Annotated in this window: 10 protein-coding genes; 3 read left to right on the top strand and 7 right to left on the bottom strand. The window is 69.6% G+C overall.

Annotation, left to right across the window (positions count from 1 at the left end; genetic code table 11):
* Positions 1-24: 24 nt before the first annotated feature.
* Positions 25-1281, bottom strand: a complete 1257-nt coding sequence (locus tag J8847_RS05860) for a nitrate/nitrite transporter (RefSeq protein WP_211523743.1) — start codon at positions 1279-1281, stop codon at positions 25-27.
* A gap of 161 nt (positions 1282-1442) precedes the next feature.
* Entirely contained in the window at positions 1443-2636 is a 1194-nt protein-coding gene (gene glp, locus J8847_RS05855) for a gephyrin-like molybdotransferase Glp (protein ID WP_211523742.1), read from the bottom strand.
* A 171-nt stretch (positions 2637-2807) separates the two neighbouring features.
* Between glp and J8847_RS05850 the strand changes: the two genes are divergently transcribed.
* Positions 2808-5129, top strand: coding sequence for a response regulator (locus J8847_RS05850; protein WP_211523741.1), 2322 nt, complete (start codon positions 2808-2810; stop codon positions 5127-5129).
* On the opposite strand, the gene J8847_RS05845 is transcribed toward J8847_RS05850, so the two are convergent.
* From J8847_RS05845 to moaA, 4 genes are read right to left on the bottom strand one after another with little or no spacing between them, the layout of a single operon-like run.
* Entirely contained in the window at positions 5117-5794 is a 678-nt protein-coding gene (locus J8847_RS05845; protein WP_211520672.1) for a response regulator transcription factor, read from the bottom strand. The genes J8847_RS05850 and J8847_RS05845 overlap by 13 nt on opposite strands.
* Before the next feature lie 22 nt (positions 5795-5816).
* Positions 5817-7754, bottom strand: a complete 1938-nt coding sequence (locus tag J8847_RS05840) for a type IV pili methyl-accepting chemotaxis transducer N-terminal domain-containing protein (protein WP_211523740.1) — start codon at positions 7752-7754, stop codon at positions 5817-5819.
* A gap of 25 nt (positions 7755-7779) precedes the next feature.
* The gene (locus tag J8847_RS05835) at positions 7780-8439 is read right to left on the bottom strand and encodes a carbonic anhydrase (RefSeq protein ID WP_211523739.1); all 660 of its coding nucleotides are present in this window, start codon (positions 8437-8439) and stop codon (positions 7780-7782) included.
* Between the two features lies 1 nt (position 8440).
* On the bottom strand, positions 8441-9415 hold the full coding sequence (gene moaA / locus J8847_RS05830) for a GTP 3',8-cyclase MoaA (RefSeq protein ID WP_211523738.1): 975 nt from the start codon (positions 9413-9415) through the stop codon (positions 8441-8443).
* 208 nt (positions 9416-9623) lie between these two features.
* Between moaA and J8847_RS05825 the strand changes: the two genes are divergently transcribed.
* Positions 9624-10301 carry a Crp/Fnr family transcriptional regulator gene (locus J8847_RS05825; protein ID WP_211523737.1) on the top strand — a complete coding sequence of 226 codons (678 nt, stop codon included), beginning with the start codon at positions 9624-9626 and terminating at the stop codon, positions 10299-10301.
* Positions 10302-10329: 28 nt separating this feature from the next.
* The gene (locus J8847_RS05820) at positions 10330-11526 is read left to right on the top strand and encodes an NnrS family protein (protein ID WP_211523736.1); all 1197 of its coding nucleotides are present in this window, start codon (positions 10330-10332) and stop codon (positions 11524-11526) included.
* 10 nt (positions 11527-11536) lie between these two features.
* On the opposite strand, the gene hemN is transcribed toward J8847_RS05820, so the two are convergent.
* Positions 11537-12952: an oxygen-independent coproporphyrinogen III oxidase gene (gene hemN, locus J8847_RS05815; protein ID WP_211523735.1), complete on the bottom strand. Its 1416-nt coding sequence runs from the start codon at positions 12950-12952 to the stop codon at positions 11537-11539.
* Between the last annotated feature and the right edge of the window lie 208 nt (positions 12953-13160).

The raw sequence follows: 13160 nt of genomic DNA, 5'->3' as shown, positions 1-13160 counted from the left end.
CCAGTCAGGTTAGGGGGAAGCGCCTCAGGCCGCGCGCTTGAGCGGCGCCGCGCCGGCGGGAGTGGCGAGGCCTTGTGGCTTGAACGAGTAATGCATCCAGATCAGCGAGACGCAGACGGTGCCGTACAGCAGCATGAAGGAGCTGGAACGGATGCCGGTGAAGTCGACGACGGCGCCGAACATGATCGGCAGGATGAAGCCGCCCAGGCCGCCGGCCAGGCCGACCACGCCGGACACGGCACCGATGTTGTCGCTGAAGTCGTCGGCGATGAACTTGAAGACCGAAGCCTTGCCGACCGCCATGGCCACGCCGACCACGAACAGCAGGACGGTGAAGGCGACCGGGCCCAGGCCGAGCGCCAGGTCCATGCCGCCGTCGACGGTCTGCACCCTCATCGTGGTCTGCGGATACGAGAGGATGAAGAAGCACACCCAGCACACCCACATCACCCACCAGGTGACCTTGTAGGCGCCGTACTTGTCCGAGATCCAGCCACCGAGCGCGCGCAGCACGCCGCCGGGCAGCGAGAAGCAGGCGGCCAGCAGGGCGGCGTGCTTGAGGTCGAAGCCGTATTCGCCGACGTAGTACTTGGTCATCCACAGGGCCAGCGCGACGTAGCCGCCGAAGACCACCGAGTAGTACTGGCAGTAGCGCCACACGCGCGGATCCTTGAGCACGGCCAGCTGCTGGCTGAAGGTGGCGCCGCCGGCGCTGCGGTGCGAGGGATTGGAGTAGGAAAACAGCCAGAACAGCACGGCGGTGCCGAGCATCAGGGCGGCGTAGGCCTGGGGCAGGGCTTGCCAGCCCCAGGCCGCGATGATCGCGGGCGCCACGAACTTGGTCAGGGCCGATCCCGAATTGCCGGCGCCGAACACGCCCATGGCGAAGCCGCGGCGCTCCTGCTTGTACCAGCGCGCCACATAGGGTGTGCCGACCGAGAAGGAGCCGCCGGCCAGGCCCACGAACAGGCCGAGCACCAGGAAGTGCCAGTACTGGGTGGCGTAGCCGATCAGCCAGATCGGCAGTACGCAGGCCAGCATCAGGCTGAAGAAGACGATGCGTCCGCCGAAGCGGTCGGTCCAGATCCCGAGCGGCACCCGGGTCAGGGCGCCAGTCAGGACCGGCGTGGCGACCAGCAGGCCGAACTGGGTCTCGTTCAGGCCCAGCTGGGTCTTGATCGGGATGCCCAGCACCGCGAACATCATCCAGATGGCGAAGCAGATCGTGAAGGCGAAGGTGCTGCTGGCGAGGACCGAAAACGGCCTCCTGTCGGTTCCCATGTGATTCTCCTTGTCGTAGGTCGCGATACCTCAAGCCTACGGGGCGCGCCTCAGCCCGGCCATTCGCCGGAGGGTGAAGCGCAGCAAGGGAATCGGCCTAGGCACGGCCCGCCGGATGGGCTAGGCCGGCGCGCACGCCTAGTCAGAAAGGGCTAGGAGCTTCAGGCGAGCAGGGAGGAGAAGGGCAGGTAGGGGACGGCGTCGCCGCGCGCGATGGACTGGCCGGGCGCGCGCAGCACCAGGCCGTCGGCGCCGACAGCGGAGCCGAGGATGGCCGAGCCCTGGTGCGGCAGCAGTTCGAGCGCGCCGGCGGCGTTGACGCGGGCGCGCAGGAATTCCAGGCGCTGGTCGGGACGGTCGACCTGGAAATCGGCGCGCAGCATCAGCGGCGCCGGCCGCACCTCGCGCGCACCCTGCAGGCGCAGGATGAAGGGACGCGCGAACATCAGGAAACCGATGAAGGCGGCCACCGGGTTGCCCGGCAGGCCGAGGAAATGGGCGCCCCCGGCGGACCCGAAAGCCAGCGGCTTGCCGGGCTTCATGGCGATCTTCCACATGGCGACGCTGCCTTCGGCGGCGACCGCCGCGCGCACGTGGTCTTCCTCGCCGACCGAGGCGCCGCCCGAGCTCAGGATCAGGTCGTGGCCGGCCGCGGCGTCGCGCAGCGCCGCGCGGGTGGCGTCCAGCCGGTCCGGCACGATGCCGTAGTCGCTGGTCTCGCAGCCGAGCCGGGCGAGCAGGGCGCCGAGGGCGTAGCGGTTGGCGTTATAGATCTGTCCCGGCGCCAGCGGCTGGCCGGGCGTGGCCAGTTCGTCCCCCGTGAACAGCATCGCCACCCGGATGCGGCGCGCCACCGGCAGCCGGTCCAGGCCGCAGGACGCCGCATAGGCCAGCTCCTGCGGGCGCAGGACGGTGCCCGCCTTGAGCAGCACGCTGCCGGCGCGGACGTCCTCCCCGGCGCGGCGCAGGTGTTCGCCCGGCGCCGGAAGGTGCAGCAGGGTCACCGCGCCGTCCGGGCCGGGACGGCAGTGTTCCTGCATGACCACCGCATCGGCCCCGGGCGGCATCGCGGCGCCGGTGAAGATGCGCGCCGCGCTGCCCGGCGCGAGCGGTTCCGGCCTGGCGCCGGCGGTGATGCGCTGGCTGACCGGGAGCGCCGCGTCCGGCCCGCAGCCGGCGCTGCGCACGGCGTAGCCGTCCATCGCCGCGTTGTCGGCCGGCGGCAGGTCGAGCGCCGCGTACTGGGTGGCGGCCAGCACGCGGCCGCAGGCGGCGATGGTGCCGACGGTATCGGTCCCGGCCACCGGCGTGGCCCTGGAGAGAAGAAGGTCGAGTGCTTCGTGTACGCTCAGCATGGTGTCGCTCGCAGAAAAGGGAAGGCGCGCTCGCCGCGCCGCTGCCGCCATTCTCGGCAGCCGCCCGAGTGTTGCGCAATATGCCGAAATGACGATGGGCGGCCGTGCAAGGTCTTCACCGGCCCAGGCAGGAGGTGTAGGATCACGCTTGTTTCCACTAGTAATCTTGTTATGAAGAACACCCTCAGTCCCGAGCAGCTCGCCGGGATCCTGGAAATCGCCGACAACGCCATCGTCTGCACCGACGAGGCGCAGCGCATCGTGTTCTTCAACCAGGGCGCCGAGCGCATCTTCGGCTGGCGCGCGGCGGAAGTGATCGGGCAGGAGCTCGCGGTCCTGATCCCGCCGCGCTTCCGCGCCGGCCACGGCCGTCACATGGCGGGATTCCGGAGCGGCGAGCAGCAGGCCCGCAACATGGGCGAGCGCGGCGCGATCTACGCGGTGCGCAAGGACGGCAGCGAGTTCCCGGCCGAGGCCTCGATCTCGCGCTCGCATACCGCCAGGGGCTGGCTGATGACCGCGATCCTGCAGGACATCTCGGAGCGCCAGGCCTACGAGCGCGCACTGGAAGCCGCCAAGGAAAAGGCCGAAGCCGCGATGCAGGCCAAGAGCATGTTCCTGGCCAATATGAGCCATGAGATCAGGACGCCGCTGAACGCGGTGATCGGCATGACCAGCCTGCTGCTCAACACCGGGCTGGACGAGGAGCAGCGCGACTACACCGAGACCATCCGCCACAGCGGCGAAGCCCTGCTGGCGATCATCAACGACCTGCTCGACTACTCCAAGATGGAAGCGGGCCGGCTCGACATCGAACGCCATCCGGTCGACCTGCGCCGCTGCGTGGAGGATGCGCTCGACCTGCTGGCGCCCGCCGTGGGCGGCAAGGACATCGAACTGGCCTGCGTCATTGAGCCGGAGGCGCCCGCCACGATCCTGGCCGACGCCGCGCGCCTGCGCCAGGTGCTGGTCAACCTGCTGTCGAATGCGGTGAAATTCACCCGCCAGGGCGAGGTGGTGGTCGAGGTCGCGGCCGCGCCGCTGGAGGGCCAGCGCCACGCGCTGCGCATCACGGTGCGCGACAGCGGCATCGGCATCCCCGCGCACCGCCTGGACGACATCTTCGAATCCTTCACCCAGGTCGATCCATCGACCACGCGCGAGTACGGGGGCACCGGCCTGGGACTGGCGATCAGCCGGCGCCTGGCCGCGATCATGGGCGGCGCCCTCTCGGTCGAGAGCCGCCTGGGCGCCGGTTCGCGCTTCACCCTGGCCTTCGAGGCGGAGGCGGTCGGAGCCGGGCTGGCCCGGGACCTGCTGCAGGACCGCTCGGGGCAACTGGCGGGGCGGCGCCTGCTGATCGTCGACGACAATGCCACCAACCGCCGCATCCTGGTGCGCCAGGCCCTGCTGTGGGGCATGGAGGCGGTGGCGGCGGCGTCGGCGGCCGAGGCGCTCGACCTGGTCAGGCATGGCCAGGCCTTCGACGCCGCCATCCTCGACATGCACATGCCGGAGATGAACGGCGAGCAGCTGGCCGCCGAGATCCGCCGTGCCGAAGGGCAGGGTGCGGGCCTGCCGCCCTTGCCGCTCCTGCTCCTGACCAGCCTAGGACAGCGCGCCCGCGCCGGCGCCGTGGACGGCCTGTTCGCCGCCGCCCTCAACAAGCCGGTCAAGCCGGCGGCGCTGTTCGAGGCGCTGCTGCACGCCATGGGCGGGGCACGTCCGGCCCCCGTGCCGGAGCTGCCGGCGCCGGCGGCCGGCATCGACATCCTGGTGGCCGAGGACAACACGGTCAACCAGAAGGTCGTCAAGCAGCTGCTGCGCCACCTGGGCCACCGCGCCGACATCGTGGCCAACGGCGTGGAAGCGCTCGAGGCCATGGAGCGCCAGGACTATGGCGTGATCCTGATGGACATGCAGATGCCCGAGATGGATGGCATCGAAGCGACGCGCCGCCTGCGCCGGCGCTTCCGCGGCGCCAGCGCGCCCTGGATCATCGCGATGACCGCCAATGCGCTGCCCGGGGACCGCGAACGCTGCCTGGAAGCGGGCATGGACGCCTACCTGCCCAAGCCGGTGGTGCTGGAGGAACTGCGCCGGGCGCTGGCGGCCGGCATCGGCGCCGTGGCCGTGCGCCGCCGCGCACCGGAGGCGGTCGACCCGGCCCGCCTGCGGGAGCTGCGTGGCGCGGCCGGCGGGAACGATGGTGTGCTGGAGGAAGTCATTGCGGCCTTCCTGGATGGCGTGCCGCCTCTGCTGGCGCGGGCCGGGCAGGCGATCGATGCGGCGGACGGACCACTGCTGGCAGCCACCGCCCACTACCTGCTGTCCAGCATCGATTGCGTCGGGGCGGGGCGCATGCGCGTGCCCTGCCTGAACCTGGAGTTGCTGGGGAAGGCCGACAACGTCGAGGGCGCGCGCGCGGAGCTCGCGGCCCTGGCCAGGGAATTCGAGGGCGCGCGCGAAGCGCTGCGGGCCTACTTGTCCTGAGCGGCGCCCAGACCGTTCTCGACCGCGAACACGGCGGCCTGCACGCGGCTCGTCAGGCCGAGCTTCTTGAGGATGTTCTGCACGTGGATCTTGACCGTGCTCTCGGCCAGGTCGAGCACGCGCGCGATCAGCTTGTTGCTCTCGCCGCGCGCCAGGCAGGCCAGGATCTCGCGTTCGCGGGGGGTCAGCTTGTCCAGTTCCGACACCGGCGCCGGCGCCTTGGCGCCGCCGCGCTGGACGTGGGCGAACAGCTTGCCGGCCATCGACTCGGCCAGCACCGATTCTCCGGCGGCGGCGCGCTCCACCGCCCGGATCAGGTAGTCGGCGTCGATGTTCTTGATCAGGTAGCCGCGCGCGCCCGCCTGGAGCGCGGCGGCCAGGTCTTCCGCTTCTTCCGACACGGTCAGCATCAGTACCGCGGCGTCCGGGCGGTCCTGGAGCAGGAGCTGCAGGGTCTCGACCCCGGACATGCCGGGCATGTTCAGGTCGAGCAGGATGACGTCCGGCCGCAGCTGCAGCGCGCGCTTGACGCCCTCGACGCCGTCGGCAGCCTCGCCGACCACGGCGAAGCGTTCGTTGCGCTGCAGGAGCGAGCGCACCCCGCTGCGGAACAGGGTATGGTCGTCGATCAGCAGCACGCTGATGGTATCGCGGTCACTACTCATTCAGGTCTCCAGATTGCATAATTCACGCCGCGCGGCGCTGGGCCTGCCCCAGCCGCAGCCGCACCGTGGTGCCGGCGCCGGGCCGCGACCGCACCTCGAGGGAGGCGCCGATGCGCCCCGCGCGTTCGCGCATGATGTGCAGGCCGACATGGGCATCGTCGCGGTCTTCGCCGCCATCGGCATCGAAACCGACGCCATTATCGCCGATCGAGAGCAAATAGTCTTCTCCGTCCTCGACCCCGATCTCTACCCGCCCGGCGCGCGCGTGCTTGCGGATGTTCGACAGCGCCTCCTGCGCGATGAACAGGATCTGGAGCTGGGCTTCGCGCGGAATCGGCGGCCCGCCGGCGCCGTTCACGGCGAAGGCCGTGGTGATCCCGGTCTGGTCGCCGAACTTGTTCGCGGTCTTGCGCAGCGCCGCGTTGAGATCGTCCTCCTCGAGCCGGCTGCGGAAATTGAGCAGCAGTTCGCGCACGTCGGCATAGCTTTCCGCAACCCCGGCGCGCAGGGCGGGAACGATGGCCGAGGCCTCGCCGGTCTTGCCGGCGCGCAGCGATTCGTCCAGCATCTGCACTTGCAGGTTGAGGAAGTTCAGGCCCTGGGCGATGCTGTCGTGCAGGCCGCGCGCGACCAGGTTGCGCTCCTCGGAAATGGCCATTTCGCGCTCGCGCGCCGCCAGGCGCATGTTCTGGATCGCCACGCCGAGCAGCTTGGCCACGGTCTCGAGCAGGGCCTGTTCGCGCGGCGTGAGGACGCGCCCCTCGCGGAAATGCAGGCTGAGCAGGCCGAGATGCTGGTCCTGGGCGACGATCTGCGACACCGACACGGTGGCGAAACCTTCACGTGCGCATTGCAGGGCTTCGCCGCCGGGCATCTGGTCGAGCCGGTGCACGACGGAGACTTTCCTGGCCGCCGCCTCGCCGCACAGGCAGTCGCCGATCTTCATGCAGCGTTCGGACTCCGCCATTCCCGCCGACAGGCCCTCGTGCACGACCAGGTGGACATTGCCCTTGCCAGCGTCGATCAGGCGCACGCTGCCGCCCCCGGCGCCGAAGTAGGCGGCGATGCGGCGCAGGAAGCCGTCGCACATGGTGTCCAGTTCGTGGCGCTGCTGGAGGTAGGCGGCGCAGTCGTACAGCAGGGCGAGCTCGCGGTTCTTGTCTTCCAGGTTGGCGGTCTTGAGGCGCACCTTGTCTTCCAGGCTGCCGTACAGCTGCTGCAGGCGGTCCGCCATTTCGTTGAAGCCTTCCGCCAGCTGCCCGAACTCGTCGCGGCTCGCGACCTCCAGCCGTACCCCGAAGTCCGACTCGGCCATGCTGCGCATGCCTTCGCGCAGGCGCATGACCGGATCGACGATCAGGCTGAACATCAGGTAGACCAGGGCCACGGTACCGCCGATCGCCATCGCCACCAGCATCAGCTGCGAAGCGCGCAGCCAGAAGGTGCGCAATTCGTTGTCGCGCTCGATCAGCCCGACCAGGCGGTCGATCTCGGCCACGAAGTCCTCGACATGGCCGCCGAAGCGCGCCACCGCCGCGCGACGGGCATCGCTGTCGCCGTCCAAGGCCGCGAGCGCGAGCGGACGGGTCGCGCCGCTCCAGCGCCGGCCGAGTTCGAGGAAGGCGCCGCGGATCGCCGGCGCGGGCGGCAGGCCGAGCGGCCGCTGCGGATCGCCCCGTTCGACCAGGGCGAGGGTGGCGTCGATCCGGGCGATCTGGCGCCTGGCCTCGGCGGCGTGACTCAATACAGGTTGGCTCTCGGCCCGTTCCAGCAGCAGGGCAAGCCGGTAGCTGTGGCGGCGCAGGCTGCCGGTTTCGTTGATCGCCGCCGCGGCGCCTTCCAGCTGCCAGGACAGCCAGAGAGTGGCGCCGATGGCGACCAGGGCGAGCAGCAAAAAGCCGATCAGGGCGCCGACGATCTTGGTCGACAGGCGCTGGCGGTTCAGGAGGGCGGAAACCATCGGTGGCAGGAACGGAAGACGGGAATCAGGCGGCGCACGCCGCGGGCGGAACAATCGGCTCGAGGATGCTGAGGAATTCCTGCTTGCGCGGCGAGTAGGCGAGCAGGGTGCCGGCGGCCAGGTCGAAGTACCAGCCGTGCAGGGCCAGCTTGCCCTCGGCGACACGGCGCGCGATCCAGGGGTAGCTCATCAGGTTGTCGAGCGAGTGCAGGATGCTGGCCAGTTCCGCCGCGCGGCACTGGGCATCCTGGTGCTTGTGCTGCAGTTCGCGCAGCACGTCGCGCCGCACCGGTTCGGCGATGCGCATCCAGCGCGCCACGAAATCGGTCTCGGTGGTCACGCTCTGCGCCGACATCAGCGCGCGGATGCCGCCGCAGCGGGCGTGGCCGAGCACGATGATGCGCGCCACCTCCAGTCCGCAGACGGCGAACTCGATGGCCGAACTGACGCCGGGTGGCGCGTCCGGCGTGCAGGGCGGCACCAGGTTTGCGATGTTGCGTACCACGAACATGTCGCCCGGGTCGCAGCCGGTGAGCAGGGCCGGATCGACGCGCGAGTCGCAGCAGCCGATCACCAGGGTGCGCGGATGCTGGCCCTGGCGCAGGATGTCGAGGGCGGTCGGCTCGCTCAGGTACTGCTGCTGGAAACGGCCGAAGCCGCGGATGAATTTTTCGATGTCCTGCACGTCAGCCTCCGGTCTGGGCCATGAAACGGATGATTTTTTGGGGAGCGGCGTTGAACTCGTGCTTGTGGGGCTTGAGTTCGATGGCCTCGCGGATCGCCGCTTCCAGCTCGGCGTCCGAAGCGCCGCCGCGCAGCAGGGGGCGGAATTCGAACTTCTCTTCCTGGCCCAGACACAGGTAGAGCGTGCCGTCGACCGACAGGCGCACCCGGTTGCAGGTGGCGCAGAAATGCTGGGACAGCGGCGTGATGAAGCCGATGCTGGACCTGCCGTCGGGAGTGGCCAGGTAGCGCGCCGGACCGCCGCCCAGTTCCGCCGCCTGCGGCACCAGGCCGAAGCGCTCGCGCAGCCGGGTCTGCACTTCCTGCAGGTCGAGGTAGGCCGCATTGCGGCCGGTGGCGCCCATCGGCATCACCTCGATCAGGCGCAGCATGAAACCGTGCTCGATGCAGAATTCGGCCATGGCCTCGATCTCGCCGTCGTTCACCCCGCGCATCGCCACCATGTTGATCTTGATCGGCTCGAAGCCGGCGGCCTTGCCGGCCATCAGTCCGTCCATGATGCGCGCCAGGCTGTCGCGGCCGGTGATCTTTTCCATGCATGCGCGGTCGAGGCTGTCGAGGCTGACGTTGATGCGGCGTACTCCCGCCAGGCGCAGGGCGCCGGCGTGGCGCTCCAGGCGGGTGGCGTTGGTCGACATCGACAAGTCCTCGATGCCGGGCAGGGCGGCCAGGCGGCCGGCGAGGACGGCGACGTCGCGGCGCAGCAGCGGCTCGCCCCCGGTCAGGCGCACGCGCCGCGTCCCGAGGCGTGCGAACGCGGCCACCAGGCGCTCCATCTCGTCGAAGCTGAGCCAGTGTTCCGGCTCCTCGAAGCCGCGAAAGCCGGTGGGGATGCAATAGGTGCATCGGAGATCGCAACGATCCGTCACCGACAGCCGCAAGTAGTCGATGGATCGTCCGAAACGGTCGCGCAGCATGCGGGCCTCCTTTGGTCGTCAGGTTTCCATTGTAGGGATTCGCGCCGCCGCGGAGAGTCGGCATGACGGACTAAACGGCCCTAGTCATTAAGAACTATGCCGAACCTCTCTCGGAAGTATTTGATTTTCATGAGATTTGGCTTGTAATGACGACATCGGGAAGGCGTCTTGCGGCGCCGTTCCCGCCCTCCACCAGCCGACCCTCGCCATGCTCAGAACCCGCATCGATCCCCGCCAGTTCCTCAAGCGCCTGCCGCTGTTCGCGGACCTGGCTCCCGCGGACATGGACATGGTGGCCGCGGCGACCACCGAGCTGCACCTGCCGCGCGGGCGGGTGATCTTCAAGCGGGGCGACCCCTGCAACGGCTTCCATACCGTGATCTACGGCAGCGTCAAGCTGTGCTTCGTTTCCTCCCAGGGCGACGAGAAGGTGGTCGAGCTGATCGGCCCCGGGCAGAGCTTTGGCGAGGCGCTGATGTTCATGGAGCGCGACTACATCGTCCAGGCCGAGGCCCTGGCCGACTGCATGCTGCTGCACATCGGGAAAGAGGCGATCCTGTCCGGGATCGAGCGCGACCCGGGCTTCGCACGCCGCATGCTGGCCGGGATGAGCCGGCGCCTGCACGGCCTGATTTCCGACGTCGAGTCTTATACCCTGCGCTCGGGCAGCCAGCGCGTGGTGGGCTACCTGCTCAAGGACGATCCGCGCCAGGGCGGCGAGGTGACGCTTTCGGCAAGCAAGAAGATGGTCGCCTCGCGCCTGAATATCACGCCCGAATACTTTTCGCGGGTGCTGCACGACATGGCCGGCCGCGGCCTGGTCGGCATCGCCGGCCGCAGCATCACCATCCTCGACCTCGAGCGCCTGCGCGCCTACGAGGGCTGAGCGGCGCCTCTCACCACAGGAACCTGCCATGACACTGCTACGCATCGACGATCCCGCCGCCCCGGCACGCCCGGGGGGCCTGCAAGGGCAGCCTTTGTTCGCCCTCGGCTTCCGACCCTTCTACCTGCTGGGCGCCGCCTTCGCCGGCGTCGCGGTGCCCGCCTGGACCGCGTCCTGGCTGGGCTGGTCCGGCGCGCCGCAGCTGACCCTGGCCTGGCACATGCACGAAATGCTGTTCGGCTTCGTGATCGCCATCGTGGTCGGCTTCCTGTTCACGGCCGGGCGCAACTGGACCGGCCTGTGGACGCCGCGCGGCGGCCACCTGGCGGCGCTGGCGGCCCTGTGGCTGGCCGGCCGCGTGGGCATGGCGGTCCTTCAGCCGGCGGCGGCGGCCGCGCTCGACGTGATCTTCCTGCCGCTGGCCGCCTGGCCGCTGTACCGGGTGATCCGGCGCGCCGGCAATACCCGCAACCTGGTGATGGTGGCGCTGCTGGCAGTGCTGGCGGCCGCCAACGCCGTCTTCCATGCCGCCGTGCTGGGATGGCTGCCGGTCTCGCCCGTGCAGCCGCTGTACGCCGCCATCGTGGCGGTGATCGTGATCGAATCCGTACTCGGCGGCCGCGTTATCCCCAGCTTCACCGCCAATGCGTTGCGCGGCGTGCGCACGGCCACCTCGCCCCGGCTGGAGAAGCTCAGCCTGGCGCTCACCGTGGCGACCGGCCTGGCCTGGGCCCTGATGCCGCTGTCCTTGCCGCTGGCCGTGCTGGCCGCGGGGACCGCGGTGGTCCAGGGGCTGCGCATGGCGGGTTGGAAACCGCTGGCGACCCTGGGTACGCCGCTGCTGTGGATCCTGCATGTTTCCTACGCCTGGATCCCGCTCGGTTTCCTGATGCTGGCCCTGGCCTGCGTGGGCCTCGCGCCGCAAAGCGCCGCCGTGCACCTGCTGACCGTGGGGGCGATGGGCGGCCTGATCATCGGCATGATCACCCGCACCGCGCTCGGGCATACCGGGCGCATGCTGAAAGCCGGCCGGGCGGAGACCGCCATGTACCTGCTGCTGCAGGCGGGCGTGCTGGCGCGCCTGGCCGCGGCCCTGAGTGCTGGCAGCCTGTACCGGGCCGGCCTGGTGGCGGCGAGCATCTGCTGGAGCCTGGCCTTCGCGCTGTACTGCATCACCTACGGGCCTTACCTGCTGCGGGCGCGCGTCGATGGCCGCGAAGGCTGAGCGGCGCCGTTCAGGCGGTGCGCGAGTAGGGCATGCGCAGCAGCGGCTGGGCGCCGGCGCTGCCCAGGTAGCGGTCGAACACCATGCAGATATTCCGGACCAGGAAGCGCCCGCTGGGAGTGACGTCAAGGCGGCCGGGCGTGCGCGCCAGCAGGCCATCGGCCTCCAGGGCCGCGAGCTGCGCCGCTTCGCGCGCGAAGCAGGCGCCGAACTCGATGCCATGGCGCCGCTCGAAGGCCTCGACGTCGAGGCTGAAGTCGCACATCAGGCGCTGGATCAGGTCGCGCCGCAGCAGGTCGTCCGTGCCGAGGTTCAGGCCGCGCGCGACCGGCAGCTCGCCCTGGTCGAGCCGCGCGTAGTAGCGTCCCAGCGACTTCTCGTTCTGGCTGTAGGCCGCGCCGACGGCGCTGATGGCCGAGACGCCGCAGGACAGCATGTCGGCGCCGGCATGGGTGGAATAGCCCTGGAAGTTGCGCTGCAGCCGGCCCTGGCGCTGGGCCAGGGCCAGCTCGTCGTCCGGCCGGGCGAAATGGTCCATGCCGATGTAGACGTAGCCGTTGCCGGTCAGGTGGGCGATGCACAGCGCCAGCAGTTCGAGCCGGGTCTGGGCCGAGGGCATGTCTTCCTCGCGGATCAGGCGCTGCGACTTGAACAGCTCGGGCAGGTGGGCGTAGTAGTAAACCGAGATGCGGTCGGGACCGGCCTGCACCACCTGGTCCAGGGTGCGCCGCATCGATGCCGGGCTCTGCTTAGGCAAGCCGTAGATCAGGTCGATGCTGATGGAGCGGTAGCCCGCCGCGCGCGCGGCCGCGATCGCGTCCAGGGTCAGCGCCGCCGGCTGGATGCGGTTGACGGCGCGCTGCACGTCCGGATCGAAGTCCTGCACCCCCAGGCTGAGGCGGTTGAAGCCCTGGGCGCGCAGCTCGTGGATGCGCGCGGCGTCGACCGTGCGCGGATCGATCTCGATCCCGTATTCGCCTTCGGCGTCGCCGGCGAACTCGAAGGCCCGGCGCAGGTGACTGGTGAGGACGCCCATCTGCTCGCCGGACAGGTAGGTCGGAGTGCCGCCGCCGAAATGCAGCTGCGCGACCCGGTTCATGCCGTCGAACAGGGCGGCCTGCATGTCGATCTCGCGCAGCAGGTAGCCGAGATAGACGGCGGCCTTGTCGCGCTCGCTGGTAATGATCTTGTTGCAGGCGCAGTAGTAGCACAGCGACTGGCAGAACGGGATGTGCACGTACAGCGACAGCGGCCGCCTTGGGTCCGCGGCGCGCCGCGCCGCCACCGCCGCGCGGTAGTCGGCGACGCCGAAGACCGTGCCGAAGCGGTCGGCGGTCGGATAGGAGGTATAGCGCGGGCCGGGACGGCTCATGCGGGCCAGCAGATCGGGGGCAGGGCTATCAACGAAAACGGGGGAGGAAGTCATGGCGTGTCGCTCGCTGAACAATGTGGATGCGCATGCCAGCTTATGCCGGGCCCGGCGCCGGCACAACGGGATGGAGGCGCAAAAAGCGGCGCCGGCGGGAGCAGGTCGCGATTTCTTGATCTGGCATATCCAATACATGCAATTTGTTTGCATCATTTTGGGCGGAACCCTAGGATGAGCGCCGGTAGCACACCGCTTTCGTTCATCA

The organism is Massilia sp. AB1, assembly GCF_018119385.1.
Lineage (GTDB): Bacteria > Pseudomonadota > Gammaproteobacteria > Burkholderiales > Burkholderiaceae_D > Telluria.
Note: the sequence above shows the minus strand (reverse complement) of the source record. Positions and strands in the feature narration are given on the sequence as shown.